The sequence below is a fragment of the Pseudomonas sp. LS2P72 genome (assembly GCF_054897865.1).
Window position 1 is genome coordinate 6240202 of sequence record NZ_CM142708.1, and the last position, 21273, is coordinate 6261474.

The 21273-nt window shown below is 59.7% G+C and carries 15 protein-coding genes; 10 read left to right on the top strand and 5 right to left on the bottom strand.

Annotated features, from left to right (window positions below):
• Positions 1-43: 43 nt before the first annotated feature.
• The 5 genes from ACYZUA_RS28620 to cobG all read right to left on the bottom strand — a co-directional run bounded on the left by ACYZUA_RS28620 (position 44) and on the right by cobG (position 11992).
• Entirely contained in the window at positions 44-7123 is a 7080-nt protein-coding gene (locus tag ACYZUA_RS28620) for a TcdA/TcdB pore-forming domain-containing protein (RefSeq protein WP_461961510.1), read from the bottom strand.
• 508 nt (positions 7124-7631) lie between these two features.
• Positions 7632-9335, bottom strand: a complete 1704-nt coding sequence (gene cobJ / locus ACYZUA_RS28625) for a precorrin-3B C(17)-methyltransferase (RefSeq protein ID WP_461961511.1) — start codon at positions 9333-9335, stop codon at positions 7632-7634.
• Positions 9335-10066 carry a precorrin-2 C(20)-methyltransferase gene (locus ACYZUA_RS28630; protein WP_223432872.1) on the bottom strand — a complete coding sequence of 244 codons (732 nt, stop codon included), beginning with the start codon at positions 10064-10066 and terminating at the stop codon, positions 9335-9337. The genes cobJ and ACYZUA_RS28630 overlap by 1 nt, the downstream gene beginning before the upstream one ends.
• The gene (locus ACYZUA_RS28635; protein WP_046054534.1) at positions 10066-10692 is read right to left on the bottom strand and encodes a precorrin-8X methylmutase; all 627 of its coding nucleotides are present in this window, start codon (positions 10690-10692) and stop codon (positions 10066-10068) included. Before ACYZUA_RS28635 ends, ACYZUA_RS28630 begins: the two co-directional genes overlap by 1 nt.
• Positions 10685-11992 carry a precorrin-3B synthase gene (cobG, locus tag ACYZUA_RS28640; RefSeq protein ID WP_461961512.1) on the bottom strand — a complete coding sequence of 436 codons (1308 nt, stop codon included), beginning with the start codon at positions 11990-11992 and terminating at the stop codon, positions 10685-10687. Before cobG ends, ACYZUA_RS28635 begins: the two co-directional genes overlap by 8 nt.
• A gap of 144 nt (positions 11993-12136) precedes the next feature.
• On the opposite strand from cobG, the gene cbiE reads away from it, so the two are divergent.
• The 10 genes from cbiE (at position 12137) to ACYZUA_RS28690 (ending at position 21145) form a co-directional block, all read left to right on the top strand.
• A complete protein-coding gene (gene cbiE, locus ACYZUA_RS28645) occupies positions 12137-13348 on the top strand; it encodes a precorrin-6y C5,15-methyltransferase (decarboxylating) subunit CbiE (RefSeq protein ID WP_461961513.1) in 1212 nt (403 codons plus the stop codon).
• Positions 13341-14438 (top strand): cobalt-precorrin-5B (C(1))-methyltransferase, encoded by a 1098-nt coding sequence (locus ACYZUA_RS28650; RefSeq protein WP_461961514.1) that lies wholly within the window; start codon positions 13341-13343, stop codon positions 14436-14438. Before cbiE ends, ACYZUA_RS28650 begins: the two co-directional genes overlap by 8 nt.
• Positions 14435-15151 (top strand): cobalt-precorrin-6A reductase, encoded by a 717-nt coding sequence (locus ACYZUA_RS28655; RefSeq protein ID WP_461961515.1) that lies wholly within the window; start codon positions 14435-14437, stop codon positions 15149-15151. Before ACYZUA_RS28650 ends, ACYZUA_RS28655 begins: the two co-directional genes overlap by 4 nt.
• Before the next feature lie 204 nt (positions 15152-15355).
• The gene (locus ACYZUA_RS28660) at positions 15356-15658 is read left to right on the top strand and encodes a type II toxin-antitoxin system RelE/ParE family toxin (protein WP_309677790.1); all 303 of its coding nucleotides are present in this window, start codon (positions 15356-15358) and stop codon (positions 15656-15658) included.
• Positions 15659-15661: 3 nt separating this feature from the next.
• Positions 15662-15952, top strand: coding sequence for an addiction module antidote protein (locus ACYZUA_RS28665; protein WP_149630208.1), 291 nt, complete (start codon positions 15662-15664; stop codon positions 15950-15952).
• Between the two features lie 98 nt (positions 15953-16050).
• On the top strand, positions 16051-16449 hold the full coding sequence (locus tag ACYZUA_RS28670) for a DUF2946 domain-containing protein (RefSeq protein ID WP_461961516.1): 399 nt from the start codon (positions 16051-16053) through the stop codon (positions 16447-16449).
• Positions 16450-16497: 48 nt separating this feature from the next.
• On the top strand, positions 16498-16977 hold the full coding sequence (locus tag ACYZUA_RS28675) for a copper chaperone PCu(A)C (RefSeq protein ID WP_461961517.1): 480 nt from the start codon (positions 16498-16500) through the stop codon (positions 16975-16977).
• A gap of 20 nt (positions 16978-16997) precedes the next feature.
• Entirely contained in the window at positions 16998-17432 is a 435-nt protein-coding gene (locus ACYZUA_RS28680; RefSeq protein WP_461961518.1) for a DUF2946 domain-containing protein, read from the top strand.
• Between the two features lie 84 nt (positions 17433-17516).
• The gene (locus ACYZUA_RS28685) at positions 17517-19634 is read left to right on the top strand and encodes a TonB-dependent copper receptor (RefSeq protein WP_461961519.1); all 2118 of its coding nucleotides are present in this window, start codon (positions 17517-17519) and stop codon (positions 19632-19634) included.
• Positions 19635-19765: 131 nt separating this feature from the next.
• Entirely contained in the window at positions 19766-21145 is a 1380-nt protein-coding gene (locus ACYZUA_RS28690; protein WP_461961520.1) for a PepSY-associated TM helix domain-containing protein, read from the top strand.
• The last annotated feature ends 128 nt before the right edge of the window (positions 21146-21273 follow it).

The following is a 21273-nucleotide window of genomic DNA, read 5'->3' on the forward strand; positions in this document are numbered from 1 at the left end:
CTCACACATCGCACAGCGTCAATGTGTCAGTGGCTGTCAGAATTCAATCTTCTATTTTTTCAACTATTGCGGTGGGCAAAATGTCTTTGAGTAACACACTGCTCGTGCTGCCCTTCCTGGTCAGGGCGCTCACCAGAGTTGACACCGCGAAGGACTGATAGCCGCTCATCGTCAGAAATACGTTCCGTTGCAAAACGACATCGCTCGAGAACACGTCGCGAAAGATCAAACTGTGTCCGCTGTCCGCATCCACAATCACCAAGTGTTCATCGACCCGGCTCGCCCACAACTGATCCGCAACCACGATATCCCAGATCAGTTTTCCCGGAACCGAGGGCGAGTGGTCAAGCGAATGGCGGCAATCGACGATGACCAATTCAAGTTTCAACCACGCGGCTCGGGTAAGCCGACAGGTCGTTGAACCTTGACCCAGTTTGAGCACCAGGATGCTGACATCATCGGCAATCAACGGGAGCAGGTCCGTCCTCGTTTTCAACCCCTCGACCACCAGGACTTCGGCGTTTCGCTGGACATAGCCGAGCGGCCCGACCTTGTTGTTCTGCGGATAGGTGTGCAAAAAACCATTCCCGTGGTCATGCAGCATCACATTGGTTTGATGCTGGGTGCCGACGAGCGTGAATGGCGCAGCAATCGCGGTCTTCGGCATGCGGATCAACCGTCCGGCCCGGACCACGTACCATTGTTGGTAGTCAGGGTCTTTGACGGACAGAAAATCGGCGCATCGATGTTCGTTCGCCAGCGCCGCCAGGCCCTCACTCACTTCATCTTCCTGTGCAGCGACCCAATGGCTGTCAACGCCGGTAATCCGTACCGGTTCGTTGTACTGCAAATCCACCTCCACACCTTCAAGCGTCGTTGCCCTCAGGCCGGAGCCTTCCACAGTTACGTCGCTAAAGGTCCAGCTCGCCCATTCCTGCGTTGGGGCTGGCAATGCCTCAGCCAGTAACAGTTTCGTTCCCTGGGCAAATGCCGTGCTCAAGCGGTCTGGATCGATAAAACCCTGACGGACAATCCTGCCGGTTGAAAGATCAAACAGCCAAGTGGCCTGATTGTCTGGAGTAATACTCAGCAACCGTACTTCTTTGCCGTGCCCCATTTCAGCGAGCAGCAGCCGGCCATCCAGGTACCAGGCGCACAAGGCATCTCCCTTGAAACCGGTCAAACCCAGGATGACAAAACTCGACACCGGGTAATCCGACGCAACCGTTTCCAGCACCGACCACCACTGAGCCCGATCCTTGAACCAGTGCTCGGTCAGCCCGCCAAAGCTCAGATCCCCGTCCGGCGTAAAGTCAAAGAACAGACCCGAGTCGGTCAACGCGAGATAACCCCGCCCAACGGCGATAACATTTTTCAGCCCTGGGGGGGAGATGTTGCTGGACGACCATTGTGCGCGACCATCCACCATCGACCTTTGCTGACGCATGAGGCTTTGGCGAGGTTTGTCGTAGGTCACGAACACGTCGCCCTCGACACCGGCGGGAGTGGTGAGCAGAAGCTCATTCAAGGCCTTGATCGAGTCTGCCCATCCCCGCGCATGGTGACGCCTGGCAGGTGCCCGAATAATCAACCCGTCACTGCTGCGCACCCAGACCAGATCCCGCAACTTGTCATTGATCTGCCAACAAATCGAAACCAGTGCACCGGGCCGCCAGTTCACTGTAGTGGCGGACTCTGCGAGCAACACATAGTCACCCAGCACCTGCTTCCAGTCCCTCAGCGTGTCAGCCTCCAAAACGAGCTTCAACGCAGGATCCTGATCGCGGGTGATCGAGCTGAGCAACATGGCCCGGTCATGGATCACATAGGTCAGTTCATTGCGCTGGCCGTCTTTTCCAGTGAGCTGCTGCACGACTTGAATGCCGCCATTGGTCACGGCCTCGCAGCGGACAATCGCCAGGCCATCTCCAATAAGCAAACGATAGCGCTGAACCAGCGTGCCGGTGATCGCATCGACCTGCCAGACATAGAAAGACTCGGGGTGATAGAAGTAAGCCGAGCCCTCCACCACCGCGCCCAATATCACCTCATCGGACAACAGGACATTCGGATCGCGGATGTACAGAAAACGATCCTGCGCCGAGTCGTAATACGCGGTTACCGTCCTGGGTTCTCCCGGCTTTTCGAACGGCACCACGAAGTTGCGAACGGGGGTGTAAGACGTGGCCAGGCGATGTTCATGGGTCAGTGTCTTGAAGTGATCCAGCAACGCTTGTTCCCCGACGGCCGGATCAGCGTCTTCTTCGACAACCTCCAACCGCCGTGCAACAAGATCTACTTGCACGATTTTGTTACCCGCCAGCTGAAGCAACACATGGTGAACGCCACCGCCATTGAATGTCACATCCAGCGTCTTCGAAACAAGACGCCCACCGGCTTCTACCCGGATGTCTGTCTCCGTCAACCATGGGGTGCGCAGCACCCATTCCATAGCAATGTGACCGGGTGCGGCGAGTTCAAGGCGCACCCCGGGGGTAAGCAGCACGGAACATTGAGCACCTGCGCCTTCTATCCGGTAGGACAGCAGCCCGTGCCACATCTTCGGCAGCGCAGGTATTGCGAGAGAACGCTCGACGTTATCGAGACGAACATTGAATACCGTTGGTTTGTAGGCCGGGATCAGCTGGTTGATCACGTACTCACCGGGAAACGAGAAGAACGAAAACAGAAACTGCCATTGCCCCTGTTCGTTCTTTTTCTCCAGTCGACGTGCCGTGTCGTAACCGCCGGCGTGACGAAACGTGACGAACGGCAGCAACTTGTATCTGTAGCCGTACCAGGTCCTGGGTCTGCCGGGCAGAACAATTGTCTGTCCTGCCTGTGGTGAGAAATGCGCCGAGTCCGGCAACCCAAGGCCCTGGCGAATATCGACGGCTCGGGTGTAATCCACATCGTAATCCGGGACCCCGAAATGGTCCCGAAGCGGGAACAGTTTCGGGCTGTCGAAATGGACGGTGGATGCGCGCAGATCCAAATCGGCAAACACCAGCAAGGGATGCGCAATCCAGGCATTCGACGCCTTGTCCAGGTGATAACCGCCTTGTACATACGCCTTTTCCAACCTATCAAAAAACCGCGCGACCTCCTTGGCTTCCTCCGCAATCGTCGCAAAGCCTTCGGCCAGCGCCGTAACGCCCACCGCCAACCCGCCAAGCATCACCCCGGCGCCCCCCAGCACCGCGGCCACCGTACCCGCGCCAGCCAGGGCTGCCCCCAGACCCGCTGCGCCCAACACCGTACTCGCGGAGTCAAAGACCAACTGCGTGCCGAACTGCGCCTTTTCAATCTCATTGGTGGCATGGCTCAACTGGTAAATATCAAATCCGACATTCACCAGCCCCAGCACAGTACCGACGCCTTCATTGGCGATATGCCCCAACGCCCTGCGCACTAACGGCGCGCTGGTCCTGGCGATCAGCTTTTCATCGTCCAGTGCCTGGCGGACCAGTTTGATCACACCCATAACGTCCACTACGTTGCCATGGGCCAACTGGGCATAGTTCACGTAGGCATGCAGGCGAATGGCGGTAGTCAGGGCCTTGTCACCACCGCTGGCCGCGGCCTCGTGATGTCGTAGCGCATTCATCAGGGCCTGGATGGTGAAACCGGCATTGAGCGTATGAACGCTGCCGGCGTCCGTCGGATCAAGCGGATTGACCGACGCACGCGGGCGCGCGGCCAATGAATGGAAGGTTTCGGAGAGGAAGTTTTTAATTCTCAGGAACCGGTGATCGCCGGTGGTGACACGCTCAATGGTCTGCCCGGCATCGGTGTTGACCAGACTGATTGTGTATTCCCCTGTCGGGGTTATCTCCAGTGTCTCGAACAACGCAACAGAATCCGACGCCAGTCCGTGTTGCTCCTGCAACTGCCGCGTCGCCTGCGCGATCTGCCCACCCCACCAGTGCGCGTCCAGTTCCAGCAATGAACTGCCCAGGGCCGCATTATTGACCAGCGATCGCCCACGTGCACTGGCCACACGTTGCCGAACCCCGGGCAGCGCTTGTTCAGGCAAAGCACCCGGCTCGGACAGGCTTGATACCTCACTGCCGGAGGCAAGCACTAGCTTGTTCAGTTTGGCGCCATCGAGCTCGATCAGATCGAAGGTGGGCCGTTGCGCATCGCCAAAGGCTGCGTAATGCGCCGCCATTTGTTTGTGCAGGAAAAAGTGCGTCAACGCGTCATTGAACGCCAACGACGTAACAGACTCGAAGATCCCGAAATTCGGGTCGTAGAGCAGATAAATGCTGCGCTCACCTTCGAAGATTTTCGCCACCAGCATCGAGTGGTTGTCCGAGTTGAGCATCACGGTCGTGCTGGCCGTTTTTTCTTCCAGTATCTCTACGACCTCACCCAGATCAGAGCGCTTCAATGGCATGCCTATGTCAATGACAGGCGCGTCACGCAACTCCTCGATCATGCTCACAAAAGCCTTTGAATCCCCGGCCTCAGGCTCGGTAACGGCCAGACAAAAGCGTTCTCTCAAGGTGTTTGCCGCCGTGTTGCCTTTGTGGAGCGCAGCAGCCATGGCCAGAGCCAGTGGGTAACAGCGTCCGGCCACCCGATCGCCCGATCCTTCGAGCAACAAGTCCTGGGGCACCAATTTGAAACTGCCGTGATCAAAGCTCTCCAGCACTTCACCGATTCGTTCGCCAATCCGGTCGCGGTACTCGAGTTTCGCCACGTGCTGAATTCTGGCGACCGAACGCCCCCATTCCACCAGCGTCAGCGGGCGTTCGAGTGCCTGCTTCTTGAGCTCGACGCTGGTTTCGGACAAGGCCACGGGCGGGTTGGATGCACTCGTCAACCCGGCAAGGAAAGCCGGATGGCTTTGCTTGAACAACTCCCGCTCAATGGCCCCGTAACGGTGGACGACTCCCAACTCCGACATCGTATTGGCAAGGTTTTCAAGCGTTGCACTGGCGGCATCAAAATGCTTGCTATCCAGTGTATTGACCCCCAACAGCCCACCCAGCAACAGACGTTGCAGCGGGTTTAGTTTCAAGGTGAGCAGTGGGTCCTTGGCGACCCGGCTCAGCAGTTCATCCACCGACAGATTTTGTGTCGCCGCGTCCGGGACGGGTGCCGAGGGGAGGGTGTTGGCGTCCTGAGCAATGATCGCTTGCCGGTCATCGAAGCTCAGGGACAACGGCTTTTCAAACGTCACGCTGCCGGTGTGGCGCTGACTCATTGCCTGGCGAAATGGCTCGCCGAGATCATCGGCCAGTTGCTGCAAAAGATCGGAGATCAACACATGACGACCTTCGATCACCGGCCAGCCTTCTTCGAAATCAATACGCTGGTACTTGAGCAGTTGTGCGACATCGCCGACATAGCGAGTTTTGAATTGCCCCGCGTCCCATCTCAGCTTTTCTCTGCTCAGCCATTGAACCATGTCGTTCTCATTCTCCTTCCAGGAGTGGTCCAGTTCTTCCTCGGTCGCCCGGTTGACGGTTGCTATGGCTGGGATGGCGACACCTACTCGCGAGGTTTCAGCACCCCACGAGGTGAAATGCTGCTTCTCGTAATCCGCGATGCCATCACGCATGGCGGCGGGTCCGGTCAGATAAATCGTCACCTCGCTATCGGGACGAATACCGTCTCTGAAGTACTTTGCAACCGCTACAGCCAGAAAAGCAGCTGACTGAAATTCTTCCGGCGACAGCTCGTCCAAGACCCCTAACCTTTTTTCGACAACCTCCATGCCAAGGTCGGATACAGCGTGAGAATCGTTAGGTGCAACCTTCCTTTCAATGACTAACTGAGTAGTGGCATCAAGCACCTCATAGTTGAACTTAAAACGGTCGAGAACGGCCTTGAGCATTGCTGACCCGGAATGAGCCATCATGAACGCGTTACTCAACGTGCTTTGTTCGGCGACGGCACGCAGCCCATCCGGTCTCACCTGGCGCTCTACCGGGCGCCGGAAAACACTGCTGATATCAGGGCTGCTCTTGGCAAAATTCTCCAGCGCCTCACGGTGCTCCAGGGGAATTTGCTCGAAATAGTTTGTGTACTTGCTGCGTATAACCTGCCGCCCCGGCATCCACTCAGGACTGTGGTCAAGTATCAACTGCAAAACACCCAGGCGTGCATCCGAGCCAAACCGACTGATATCCACCCCGCCCAGGTTTTCTAACAGCGGCGGCAGGTTATCCACGTCTGCATAACTGCCACCGTCGGCGAACAGTGCCTCGACGCGGACGATATCGGAGGCGGCAGCAAAGTTGCCACGCAAGCTGATTTCTCGCTCGTAGATGTCCTGCAAGTACAACGGTGTCGCCTCGGTGGCGAGATCGCGAAGAACAATAGCGCCCTCTTTCAACGACAACAGACTCTTGCGGTTTTTTTCTCTTAGTACTTTCAACCGTCCTTTATCTTGGCCATAGGCTCGAACCAACAGATCAATCCTGGCGTCGTCGGCGCTCTCACCGCTCTCTACCGCTTTATTAATGTGCGCAAACATCTGCTGCTTGAGAGCAATGACCCGCTCTTCATACTTGTCGCCCAGTTCAACAGCGTTACTACTGGCCTGCCCGCCATTTAGCATGGCATCAGCCTTTGCCGCCTCAACAATAATTCGGTTAGTTTCATAGGCCAGCAATGCATCGCTGTCGTACCAGAGTGTCAGGGTGTAACCCTGCCCAGACAGTGTCTGCTTCCAGATATTGATGTAGTCGCGCTGGATATCGCCAATACCACCGCCGAGCCAGACAAAATGCAGATTGTCAGGGACGTTTGTTTTTGGAGTTTGCAACTGCTGCGTACCGTTCGACAAACGAGCCTCGAAACCTTCGAGCCGTTCGTAGATGTCTGTCACGCCGGGGGTCGCACTCTTGGGAGGAAGCGACTCGGTCGTTCGTCGTGGTCGGCCCTCAGGCCCGGCAATAGATGCCAAAGCCTGCTTCAACAGGCCCAGCGGCTCCAGCATCCTGGGCGAATCGAGCAAGTCGATGCAGCCTGAGTAGTACCTGAAGACGGCGTCATACTCGTCGGTACCTTTGTGCGAAATCAACGCCAGCTCAAGATCTTCAAGATTAAAAAGTTTTGCGAACTTTACATATTCACCGACATGCGCAACATCCAAATGACTATTAGACAAGACACTCTCCCGCTTCAATACATGCAATTAAGTTCTGTAAGCCAGCCACGCAAATACCGTTCGACGGCAACGTCAACCCTTTCGTATTTTTGAGCGAGACCAAACCACTGCGCAAATAACCACTTCACACGAGACAAAACTAAATCGTAAAAGCAGGCACTTCAAACCCGAAGAAATTCAATTAATTTCAATACAATCAAATTTGAAAATAATAAAACTTAATATTACTGACTTAAATAAGCGCACATGGACAAATAAAATCGTTGAACCCATCAGCAAACAGGCGCCGTTGTGACTCATGCGCAACACCGAAGTTTTCGACTGTAAAAAAGCACTGCAGAAAGGAAGAAAGCAGCGACAGAAAACAGTATTAATTCTTCATGGTGAGAGTCATAGATCCCACAACGACTGGTGAAATAAATGACGCATCAACGCCAAGGTGAAAGTGCCAAACCAGCAGACGGGAATGTATCAAGTGAAAAACGGCCCACGCAGGGGCCGCTGTGGTTCAGGAGGCAGGCTTGATACCGTACCAACGCGGCGTATAAACCCACTCACCACCCTCGGCACGAGGGAACACGCAGGTGGTGGACGAGCCGATCAACACCATGGTGCGCATGTCGACCTGGTCGGGGGTCAGTTCGCCGAGCGTGGTAACCCGTAGCGTCTGACCAGGACGGCCAATGTCGCGACCCAGCACCACCACCGTTTCCGGTGTGCGATGCCGGCCGACGATTGCCAACGCTTGGCCCAATTGCCACGGCCGCGCGCGGGAGATCGGGTTGTAGAACGCCAACGCCAGATCGGCTTCGGCGGCCAGGTCCAGGCGCTTCTCGATGATCGACCAGGGTTTCAGGTTGTCCGACAGCGACATCACGCAGAAGTCATGGCCCAAGGGCGCGCCTGCTTGAGCAGCCGTCGCCAGTGACGCGGAAACACCCGGAAGGATTTCCAGATCGACGCTGTGCCAGCTCGGCTCACTCGACTCATGCAACGCTTCAAGCACCGCCGCCGCCATGGCGAACACACCGGGGTCACCGGACGACACCACAATCACTGAACGGCCTTGCGCCGCCAGCTCGAAGGCGTGGCGGGCGCGCTGCATCTCTTCACGGTTGTCGGTGCAATGCAGCACTTGGTCTTCGCGGAACGGCCCGGCCATGCGCACGTAGGTTTCGTAACCGAGTACGTCGGTGGCCCTGGCCAGTTCGGCCTTGACCGCTGGCACCATCAGTTCGGCGGCGCCAGGGCCCAGACCGATCACCGCCAGACGACCGCGTGCACGGCCGATCTGCGCAGCGTCCAGCGGCTGAGTGGCCACCGCGATGGCAATGCCGGTATCCGCTGACACGATGGTAGCGTTCGGCACGGTGTGGCGGGACAACTCGCTGACACCGCCGCTGACTGACGCAAACCGCAGAGGCACACCCAGTTCAAGCGCCGCTTCACGTAACGCCGCACTGGCCATGCACAGATCGCTGGCCAACAGGCACGCCACCGACTGCACGGCGATCTTCGCCTTATGCAAGGCTGAGCGAATCGCGCCTGGCAGATCCGCGACCTCGGCGCTCACCGCCACCAACACATTACGCGGGTAGATCATCAATTCATTGGCCGCAGGTGCACGCTCGGCATGGCCGACATGGATCGACAGCTGCGCTTGAGGATCTTGCAGCAACTGCGCCTGCGCCAGCCACGGCGCAGCCCCTTCGACGCGTACGCTTTGGCCGGCGAGCAAATCCGAGACGAAGCGCTTGCCCAGTTCCAGATCGCCGAGGGCGTAACCGCTGGGTGGATTGAGCAGGCAGGTGCCGAAACGCAATTCACCGCTGGTGGTGATCGCCGCAGCCACCTCGAGACCGGCAGCAATCTCTCGCGCCATGACGTTCACGCCACCGAGGCCGCCGAGCAGCGGCACCACGGCGCTGCCGTCTTCGGCCACGGCCAGCACTGGCGGCTCGGCGCCTTTTTCCAGCAGAAGCGGGGCCAGCGTTCGGATCACAATGCCCGCCGCACACAAGGCGATAATCGGCGTGTCCTGCTGATAGAACTCGCGCACGGTGGCGCCGAATTCGTGATAGACGCGGTCCGCGCCTTCCACCCGTTCGGCCAGGCCATGGATCAATGCGCCAGGGTATAGCTGCGCAATCTTGCGCGCGGTTGCAAGGCTGCCATTGCCCAGAATGACAATCGCCGGAACTGGACGGGCCATCAGCCTTGCCACCTTTCGCCGGGCACAATGATCAACGAGAAGTACGGCGAGGACATCGGCTCGACCTCATTGAGCGGCACAATTTTCTGGTTGGCCATGGTCGCGCGCTCGACGTACAGCGCACGCTCCGCCAGCCCGAGCTCTTCGAGCACCTGACGGACCTTTGGGAAGTTGCGCCCCAGCTTCATGATCACGGCGGCATCGGCATCGGCCAGACGACGCTTGAGATCGTCGGCGGGCAACACACCCGACAGCACTGACAAACTCTGATTGCGATACACCAGCGGCGCACCCAGCACCGAAGCGCCGCCGAGCATCGAGCAAACGCCCGGCACGACTTCGGCTTCATAACGCTCGGCCAGTCGATCGTGCAGGTACATGTAGGAGCCGTAGAAGAACGGATCGCCTTCGCAGATCACCGCCACGTCACGGCCAGCGTCCAAATGCGCGGCGAGTTCCTCACCGGCCGCATCGTAGAAATCGCTGATCACTTGTTCATACGACAGCGGCGCCGGCAATGCTTCGGTGGTCACCGGATACACCAGCGGCAGCAGCGTTTGCGCGTCCTGCAAATGCGCCTCGATGATGCCGAACGCGTTACCTTTTTTGCCCTTGGCCACGAAGTACGCCACTACCGGCGATTCGCGCAGCAGGCGCAGGGCTTTGACGGTAATCAGTTCCGGATCACCGGGGCCGACGCCCAGGCCGATCAAACGTCCAGGTTGCTGCATCATTCGATCTCCGTGGCGAGGGCATTGACGGCGGCGGCGGCCATGGCGCTACCGCCCAGCCGGCCTTGCATGATGACGAAAGGCACGCCACGGCTGTCCGCCGCGAGCGCTGCCTTGGATTCGGCGGCGCCGACGAAGCCCACCGGGAAGCCGAGGATCAGTGCCGGTTTTGGCGCGCCGGCATCGAGCATTTCCAACAGATAAAACAGCGCGGTCGGCGCGTTGCCGATCACCACCACGCTGCCTTCCAGGTGCGGGCGCCACAGTTCCAGCGCGGCGGCGGAGCGGGTGTTACCCAGCTCGCGGGCCAGCTCAGGAACGCTTTCATCGCGCAGAGTGCAGATGACCTGATTGTTCGCTGGCAAGCGCGTTCGGGTCACGCCTTCGGAAACCATCCGCGCGTCACACAGAATCGGTGCACCGGCGGCCAGCGCATCACGCCCGGCCTTGCCCGCGCCTTCGGAAAATTGCAGCCCATCGATGGCGTCGACCATGCCGCAGGCGTGGATCACGCGGACCGCGAGTTTTTCCAGATCGGCCGGAATACGCTCGAGATTGGCCTCGGCACGAATGATCGCGAAGGAGTTGCGATAGATCTCCTGACCGTCGCGGATGTAATCAAGCATCAAGGGGGCTCCGTGAGCGGGCGTCGAGCAAGGCTGCGACCGCTTCAATAGTAAGGTTGCGTGCGTGCAGTGCGCCGAAATGCGGCTGCGCTGCGTCGCGAAAATAGAGGTCGTAGTGACCAGGAGAAACCGCCAGCAATGTGACCGGCGCGATGTGCGCGGCCGCGCAGGAACGCGGGCAGCCGGACAGGTGCACGTTCAGTGCCTGGCCGTGACATTGCAGCAGCGCCGCCAGTTGTCGGGCATCGCCCTTGGTGTCGGCCAGGCCTTTGCCGCAACCCGTCGAGCCGGTGCAGGCGATCAGGTGCGCCAAGGCATCGTCGGCCGAACAACGCAGGCCGAGTTGTTCAAGGTTGTGGATAACTTGCGGCGCATCGTCGATATGGACACCGGGTAACAACAGGCTTTGCCAAGGTGTGAAACGCAGGCTGCCGTCACCCTGATCACGCGCCAGTTGTGCAGCGCCTCTGAGCATCGCGGGATTGAGGCGACCCAGCGGCGGCACCGCGCCGATATACACATGCTCGGCGTCGCGTTGTGGATGAGCGCCGATGTGCAAGACACTCGGACTTACTTTGCGCTGCCAACCCGTGATGGGCATCAGCGGCACACGCTCGACCAGACGAGCGAGAAATTCGTCGAGCGGGCATTCAGCGAGCAAATACCGCATGCGTGTCTGCTCGGGACGCGCCAGGTCGAGAAACAATTCAAGCACCGCAACCACCAGCGCATGGCCCTGCTCCAGTGACACCGCGCCCGCAGGCGAGTCCACAGGGCAACCTGCCAGGCCAAATGCAAAAACCAGCTCGCCGTCTCGTTCAGTGGCGGACAACCACAGGTCATGGGGATGTTCAAGCATCGCCAAGCCTTCGCCGCCATCCAGTTGCACGGCAAACTTGGCGCTGAGGTCGTGGAAGCGTTCATGACTTTGCAAAGTGGCGAGAATCTGTTCAGCCAGCGGACGCGTATCGAACAGCATCTGCTGATCAATGCCCGCACTCGGGCTAAGCATCAAATTGCGCACATCGTCGCCAGCGGCGGAGCTTGGCCCCAACCCGGCAGCCATCAGGCCATCGATCAAGGCGTCATGTTCACCACCGATACCGCGAATTTGCAGATTGGCGCGGTTGGTCGCCTCGATCACGCCGCCGGCAAAGCGTTCGGCCGAACGGGCCACCGCTTCGGCCTGGGCCGCACTGATCGAACCGCCATTCAACTTGATCCGGCAGATACCGCCGTCCAGCGCCTGGACGATACGCAGCAACCCCGGGCAGGCCGAGGGGCGTAAGGCTGAGGACATCGGGCGTTCGTTCAAGGGGGCGACCGGCTGTGTGGGAAAGGCGCTTCGCGGGCGAAGGCGCGGTATTATGCCTGCTTTGTTCGACGGCATGAAAAGCCTGCCCGTCGGAACAGTCCGTTTGCGGACAATATTTGAGGGCTATAGATGTCACCGTGGCTGACAGTAGTGGGAATCGGCGAAGACGGCTTCAAGGGCCTGGGCAAAAACGCCCGGCACGCTCTGCTACGCGCTTCGCGGATTATTGGCGGTCAGCGGCAACTGGATTTGCTGCCGGTGTGCATCCGTGGCGAACGGCAGTTGTGGCCCAGCCCTTTCTCCCTTGATCCGGTTTTGGCGCTGCGCGGCGAACCGGTCTGCGTACTGGCCAGCGGCGATCCGATGTTCTTTGGCGTGGGCGCCAGCCTGGCCCGGCAACTGCCCAATGATGAAATGCTGATACTGCCGGCGCCCTCCTCCTGCTCGCTGGCGGCGGCGCGAATGGGCTGGCCGTTGCAGGATGTGGTCACGCTTTCGGTGGTTGCTCGTCCCGGCGCCGCACTCAATGCGCAATTGTTCAGCGGTGTTCGCTTGCTGGTATTGAGCAACGACGGCCAGAGTCCGGCCGCCATCGCGACGTTATTGCGTGAGCACGGTTTCGGGCCAAGTCGCCTTACCGTGCTGGAACATCTGGGCGGTGCCGCCGAACGACGCATCGAGGGTGTCGCCAATGACTGGAACAATCCTCTGATCGCCGATCTGAACCTGATCGCCATCGAGTGCATCGCTGAACCCAATACGCCGCGCCTCTCCCGATTGGCCGGCCTGCCCGACTCGGCGTTCAAGCACGACGGTCAACTGACCAAGCGCGACGTGCGCGCCATCACCCTCGCTCGCCTGGCCCCGGTGCCCGGCGAACTGCTGTGGGACGTCGGTGCCGGCAGCGGTTCGATCGGCATCGAGTGGATGCGCGCCCATCCGAGTTGCCGAACGCTGGCCATCGAAGCCGATGAAAGTCGGCAGTTGTTGATCGAGCACAACCGCGATGCGCTCGGCGTGCCCGGCCTGCAATTGATTCGCGGCAGTGCGCCGCAAGCCTTGGCTGGGCTGCAACGCCCGGACGCAATTTTCATCGGTGGCGGCGTCACCCGCGAGGGCGTACTCGACACCTGCTGGACACAACTCAAGCCCGGCGGTCGCTTGATCGCCAACGCCGTCACGCTACAAAGTGAAATGACTTTGATGGCCTGGCGCGAGCAGCACGGCGGCGAGCTGACGCGGATCCATATCGCTCAAGCGCAACCGCTGGGAGATTTCGATACCTGGCGTCAGGCGTTGCCGATTACCTTGCTGGAAGTGACGAAGCCTTTCGATGCGTGACGAAACCGCCGAACAACCCGCACCGTTGCGCAGCGGCCTGACCACCGGCAGCTGCGCCACCGCCACCAGCCTGGCGGCGGCTCGTTTGTTGTTGGGCGGGATGAGTGCTGACGCCGTGGAGATCGTTTTACCCAAGGGCAAGCGAGTGCAGATGCGTCTGGAGTTCTGTCGATTGACGGACGGCGGCGCCGAAGCCGGAACGATCAAGGACGCTGGCGACGACCCCGACGTGACCCATGGCGCGCTGCTCTTTTCCCTGGTGCGATTACATAGCGAGTGGGGAGTCCGCTTCAACGCGGGTCGTGGCGTCGGCACCGTCACCCGGCCGGGGCTGGTGTTGGGCGTCGGCGAACCCGCGATCAACCCGGTGCCACGCAAGATGATCACCGACCACCTGACCCTGCTTGCGGAAGAACTCGGCTATAGCGGTGGCTTTGAGGTTACCGTCAGCGTTGAGGACGGCGAGGCACTGGCACTGAAAACCATGAACCCGCGCCTGGGGATTCTCGGCGGTTTGTCGATTCTCGGCACCAGCGGCATCGTCCGGCCGTTTTCCTGTGCGGCCTACATTGCCTCGATCCATCAGGGCATCGACGTCGCAAAAACCAACGGCTACCTACACATCGCCGCGTGTACCGGCAACGCCAGCGAAGACACCATGCGCCGGGTCTACGACCTGCCGGAAATCGCCCTGATCGAAATGGGCGACTTCGTCGGCGCCGTGCTCAAACATCTGCGCAAAGTGCCTGTGGATAAACTCAGCCTGTGCGGTGGTTTCGGCAAGATCAGCAAACTGGCGGCCGGGCACATGGATTTGCACAGCCGGCATTCGAGCATCGACCTGCCGCAACTGGCCGAGTGGGCCGCGGCGATTGGCGCCGATGAGGCGTTGCAGCAAGGGATTCGCGAGGCCAATACCAGCCAGCAAGCCTTAGCGATGGCCAGTGCGGCGGGCATCGCCCTCGGTGATGCGGTGTGTCAGCACGCGTTGGACTTTGCCCGCAGCGTGGTGCCGGTGCAGGTTCAGGTCGAAGTGTTTGCCATTGATCGCCAAGGCGGGATTGTCGGCCATGCGGGAGCTTTTCAATGAAGCGCATATTGCTGCTCGGTGGCGTGACGGAAGCCTTGGCCATCGCTCGAACCCTGGGGCCGGAACACATCTATAGTCTGGCCGGCGTCGGGCGTGTGCCGACAGATCTGACCTGTCAGGTTCGCGTTGGCGGCTACGGCGGCGCCGAAGGTCTGGTGCAGTTCATTCGCGATGAAAGGATTGATCTGCTGCTGGACGCCACCCACCCCTACGCCGCCCAAATCAGCCAGAACGCCGCCACCGCTGCGCGGTTGAGCGGCATTGCCTGCTGGGCGTTAAGGCGCCCGGCCTGGCAACCACAGGCCGGGGATGACTGGCGAGATGTCAGCGACTGGGCCGAGTTGATCGAAGCGTTGGAACCGTTCCGGCGACCGCTGTTTACCCTTGGCCGCGAACCGTTGCAGCATCTGCATGAAATCCCGCCGGAGCAATTCTGGACCTTGCGTGCCCTGGACGTTTATCCGGGCAACGAACGCTGCGAAGTCATCGGCGCGCGTGGGCCGTTTCTGATTGAAGATGAACGTGAACTGTTTGAACGTCGGCAGATTGATGTGCTGATCAGCAAGAACAGCGGCAGTACGGCGACCGAGCCGAAGCTGGAAGTGGCACGGGAGCGTGGGGTGCCGGTGATCGTTTTGCAGCGGCCGGTGTTGCCGGGGGTTGATCGGGAGTTTGGGTCGGTGGGTGAAGTACTGAAAGCCCTATCGGTGTAAGACGATTCCTGAGATCTCCATAACCTTGCGACTTTGCCGGCAACACTCTCGGACGGAGCCGGCTTTCCACCCTATGGCTTCAATCCTATAGTCCGAGCCCTCTGATCCTAACAAGCACACCAACCTTACATCCTAAGGGACGCCTAAATTCGCCCCGAGGAAAGTGCGGCTTGCCAACCTGTATCCCAAGGAATACGATCAAGCATGATCGACTTCGAACGATCCCGAGCATTTGCCGATTGGCTTGATTCACTGAGAGACGTCATTGGCAAAGTTCGAATCATCGCTAGGCTTCGGGCCGCCGAGCATGGAAATTTTGGAGATTGCGAACCCATAGGCGGGGCTGTTTATGAAATGCGTGTGCATTACGGCCCCGGCTACAGGATGTATTTCACCCGCCGAGGTGAAGTGGTTTATCTGCTGTTGGTGGGCGGTGACAAGTCGACTCAAAAACGAGACATCAAACGCGCCATTCAAATGGCGCAAAACATCGGTAATGAGGAGTAAATCATGGCCGAACAATTCACCCGTTTCGATGCCGCCGAATTTCTAAAAACACCAGAAGAAATGGCCGCTTACCTGGACGCCTGTTTTGAAGAGGATGCCGGCGACGGAGTGCTTATACGTGCAGCCCTTAACGACATAGCCCGAGCAAAGGGCATGACACAGATTGCCCGTGATGCGGGGCTGGGTCGTGAAAGTCTGTACAAAGCACTGGGCAGCACTGGCAATCCGGAATTCGCTACTATCATGAAGGTTATGAAAGCTTTGGGCCTGCGCTTGCACGCCAGCACTCTCTGACTGCACTGCGACACCACACCGCACGCCGCTTTTTTACTTATCGGCCCTGATCAGGCTAAATAGCCGCGCCTGATCGTCCACCCAACCGGATTCTTCCCATGTCTCGACAACGGCTCGCATTTGCCTGGATCGCCTGCTTCGCAGTGCTGTTCAACATGCTCGCCATGCCGATGACGGGAGCGATGGCGCAGACGGCGAAATCGCCTGCCGAGCAGTTGCTGTGGGGCAGCTTCTGTTCATCCAGCGGCACGAAGATGGTGGCGATTTCCCTGGGCGATATCGAACAGAAAGCCCCGCAGAGTGACGATCACTCCAACATGCAACATTGCTGGTGCTGTTCAGGTTCCGCGCCACTGGTGGCGTTGCCCGGGCATCTGCCGCAACTGTACTTCGCGCGTTTCGAGGCCAATCGAAGCCTGCCTGACGCCTCTCTCGATACACCGACACCGCGCCAGCAATGGCCAAGTCTTAATCCTCGAGCTTCCCCTCTGGTGTGATTCCTTCTCGCAATTGACCTGCGTTTTGAATCGTTCTGGAGAACTGCCATGTTGAACAAACTCATCGTCCTGGCTGTGTTGCTGCTGCCTGCCTGTTTTGCCAATGCCCACGAATACAAGGCCGGGGAACTGGAGATCGCTCATCCGTGGTCGCAAGAGTTGCCGCCCAACGCACCAACGGTCGCGGCGTATTTCGTGATTCACAACAACGGTAAAACGGCTGACCGGCTGCTCAGTGTCGACTCGCCCATTGCAGGCGAAGCCCAGTTGCACGAGCACGTCATGCAAAACGATCTGATGAAAATGCAGCAGGTGCCGAGCGTCGACATTCCTGCCGGTGGCAACGTCACCTTTGCGCCGATGGCCTATCACGTGATGCTGGTTAACCTGAAAGATCGCAGCCTGTTGAGTGACGGCAAACGCTTCCCGCTGACAATGCATTTCGAGAAATCCGGTGACGTGACGGTCGAAATCTCAGTGCAGAAGAAGCCGCCGGAAGGCATGCAGATACACGCCCACGCCCAGTAAGCGACTGAGTAAAAACGCCCATGCGCCTGCTTAGCGCCAGGTCATCCGCACACCGTCGTCAGCCGTTAAGCCTGACGCACGGGAGCTGGATCAGCCTGTTCGCCATGTTGATGATCTTTATCGGCCCGCTGATTTCTCAGTCGATGCCGATGGATCAACGCGCCTCGATGTCCATGACGATGTCGATGGACATGTCGGCGATGGAGCACGCCGACCACGACGCACAACCCACTGCCGAGCACTGCCCGCCCAAAACCTCACATCACGCGCTCTGGGAAAAATGCGGCTATTGCAGCCTGCTGTTCAATTGCCCGGCGCTGACCGGCGGCCAGTCCTTCGGCGCATTCGACACACCATCAGCCACCACCTTCACCACACCGTCCCCTCGCCTGGGCCACGCCCGGCAAACCTTCTTCCCCGGCGCCCGCACCCGCGCCCCGCCCATCGACACGTAAACCCTCACATCCGATCTCACACGGTTTAGAAGACAGCCGCAGGCTGCCGGCCGTGTCGTTTACGACTGTTCGATGGAAATTGTCATGTCCAGGTTTTCTGCTGACACACGCTTGAGCGCTGCCCAAGCTTCTTTTGCCTTGAACGAATCCCGCATTCGTTTCAGGCACGCCACCGCCTTCCTTTGCGGTGCACTGCTGACACCCATGGTGCTGGCCGATGAACACGCCGGTCACAGCGAAGAGCTGAGCCCGACGGTGATCACCGCCATCGCGCCGAGTTCGCCACTGACCATCGTCACCAACCCCAAGGATCCGCGCCAACCGGTGCCGGCCAGCGACGGTGCCGATTACCTGAAAACCATTCCCGGCTTCGCCCTGGTGCGCAATGGCGGCACCAACGGCGACCCGGTGCTGCGCGGCATGTTCGGCTCGCGGCTGAACATCCTCACCAACGGCGGCCAGTTGCTCGGCGCCTGCCCCGGCCGAATGGACGCACCGACCTCGTACATCTCGCCGGAAACCTACGACAAACTGACCGTGATCAAAGGCCCGCAAACCGTGCTCTGGGGACCAGGCGCGTCGGCCGGGACCATCCTCTTCGACCGTGAGCCGGAGAGCTTCGGCGAACTCGGCACGCGGGTGAACGCCAGCGTGCTGGCTGGCTCCAACGGGCGTTTCGACAAAGTGGTGGACGCTGCTGCCGGCGGGCCATTGGGTTACGTGCGAGTGATCGGCAACACCGCGCATGCCGACGACTACCAGGACGGCAACAACGACACCGTGCCGTCGCGCTACGACAAATGGAACGGCGACGTCGCAGCGGGCTGGACCCCGGACGCCGACACCCTGCTGGAACTCACCGCCGGCAAGGGCGATGGCGAAGCGCGTTACGCGGGGCGCGGCATGGACGGCTCGCAGTTCAAGCGCGAGAGCCTGGGCCTGCGATTCGAGAAATCGAACATCGGCGACGTGCTGGATAAGGTCGAGGCGCAGGTTTACTACAACTACGCCGACCACGTGATGGACAACTACACCCTGCGCACGCCGTCCGGCACCGGCATGATGGCAGGTCCCATGGCCTCCAACGTCGACCGTCGAACCCTCGGCGCACGGATCAAAGCCACCTGGCGCTGGGCTGATGTGCAGTTGATCAGCGGCATCGATGCGCAGACCAGCGAACATCGCCAGCGCAGCGCCATGGGCATCGACGTCTACAAGGACTTGCCGCGCAACAAGGACGCCGACTTCCACAACTACGGCGTGTTCAGCGAATTGACCTGGTACGCCGCCGACCGTGACCGGCTGATTACCGGCGCGCGCCTGGATCGCGCCTCGGCCAAGGATTTCCGGCAGACCACTGGCTCCGGGATGATGGCGCGCCCCAACCCGACTGCCGACGACACCCGCGCCGACACACTGCCAAGCGGCTTCGTCCGTTATGAGCATGACCTGGCTGACAGTCCGACCACGCTGTATGCCGGCCTCGGCCACACCCAGCGTTTCCCGGATTACTGGGAGCTGTTTTCACCCAAGTCCGGCCCCGCCGGCTCGGTGAATGCCTTCGATTCGATCAAGCCTGAAAAAACCACCCAGCTCGACTTCGGCCTGCAATACAAGACCGAAGACCTCGAAGCCTGGGCCTCGGGTTACGTCGGGCAGGTGCGCGACTACATCCTGTTCAACTACACGCCAACAATGATGGGCATGACCTCGCAAGCACAGAACATCGACGCGCGGATCATGGGTGGTGAATTGGGTGCGGCCTACAAGCTGACCAGCAACTGGAAAGCCGACGCGACCCTGGCCTACGCCTGGGGCAAGAACAGCAGCGACGGCAACGCACTGCCGCAAATGCCGCCGCTGGACGCACGTTTTGGCCTGACCTACAGCGAAGACAACTGGAGCGCCGGGGCCTTGTGGCGGGTGGTCGCGGCGCAAAACCGCATCGACCAGAACAAGGGCAACGTGGTTGGCAAGGACTTCGACAAGACCCCGGGTTTTGGCGTGTTCTCGCTCAATGGCGCATACCGGATCAACAAAAACTGGAAGGTCAGCACCGGCGTCGACAACCTGTTCGGCAAGGCTTACGCCGAGCACTTGAACCTGGCTGGCAACGCCGGTTTCGGCTACCCGGCCAATGACCCGCAAGCCATCAAAGAACCGGGGCGCACGCTCTGGACCAAGGTGGACATGAGTTTCTAAAAAAGCTTCGCGAGCAGGCTCGCTCCCACAGGTACACCACTGTCCATGTGGGAGCGAGCCTGCTCGCGATCGGTTGCGCAGCAACCGCAAACAAACAACTAAAAGATCCATGCCAAAGCGGAGCACACGTGATGAAACAGCCCAAACCGAATTTCTACAACCTGGCCTGGCGCTGGCATTTTTATGCCGGTCTGTTCGTCGCGCCTTTCATGGTGATGCTGGCCCTGACCGGCATCATTTACCTGTTCAAGCCGCAACTCGACCCGTTGATGTACGGCAGCCTGCTGAACGTCCCGGCCGGGCATCACAGCGCCCCGGCCGATGAGCTGCTCAAGCGGGTGAAAGAGGCTTACCCACAAGCCACGATCAAGCAGTATCTGCCACCGATCAACGCCGAACGCAGCGCGCAATTTGTCGTGATCGATGGCGGTAACGAGCTCAACGTATTCGTCGATCCCTACCACGGCGATGTCCTCGGCGAGCAAGACGCCAAAAAGAACCTGCAAGCCGTTGCGCGAGCGATTCATGGCGAACTGATGATCGGCACCGTCGGTGATCGACTGATCGAACTGGCCGCCGGTTGGGGCGTGGTGTTGGTGGTCTCCGGCGTCTTTCTGTGGTGGCCGCGTGGCCAGGCGGCCGGCATCCTGTGGCCGCGGTTGAACAGTCGCGGTCGAGTACTCTGGCGTGACCTGCACGCGGTGACCGGGTTCTGGGGCGCGTCGTTGCTGCTGGTGATGCTGCTCAGCGGCATGACCTGGACCGGGTTCTGGGGCAAGCAATACGCCGAAGTGTGGAATGTCTTTCCGGCAGCTATGTGGGATGACGTACCGAAGTCCGATGTCGAGGCCCGAAGCCTCAACACCGCCACCCGCCAGACCGTGCCTTGGGCGATGGAAAACACACCGATGCCAATGTCCGGCGACCACGCCGAACACATGGCCCACGGTATCGCGCAAGCGGGCCCCGCCGCGCCGACCATCAGCTTGCAGGACGTGCAGAACATTGCCGTGCAACGCAAGGTCGAACCGGGCTACAGCATCACCTTCCCGACCACGGCGACTGGCGTGTTCACCATAGCGGTGTTCGCCGACGACCCGCGCAACGACGCTACGCTGCACGTTGATCAGTACACCGGCGATGTCCTCGCCGACGTGCGTTTCGAGCAGTACGGCACCGTCGCCCGTGCAACAGAAATCGGTGTGATGCTGCACGAAGGCAAAATGTTCGGTCTGTTCAATCAGATCATCATCCTGCTGATCTGCCTGATGATTCTGCTCAGCGCCGTCAGCGGTGTGGTGATCTGGTGGAAGCGTCGCCCGCAAGGAAAGTTCGGTGTTCCGCCGCTGCGCCACGATTTGCCGAAATGGAAAACCGCGATGGTGATCATGTTTGCGCTGGCGGTGGTGTTTCCGTTGGTGGGCGCTTCGCTGGTGGTGGTCTGGCTGCTCGATCGGGTGTTGCTGTCGCGACTCAATCGGCAAACTGAATCGGCCTCACCTTCATCATGAAACAGGCGAGATACGTGCACGCGCGAAGTCAATACAATGAGGGCCGGTTTTAAACCGTGTCGCCCTCATCGCGAGCAGGCTCGCTCCCACAGGTTTCACGCAGCCCCTGTGGGAGCGAGCCTGCTCGC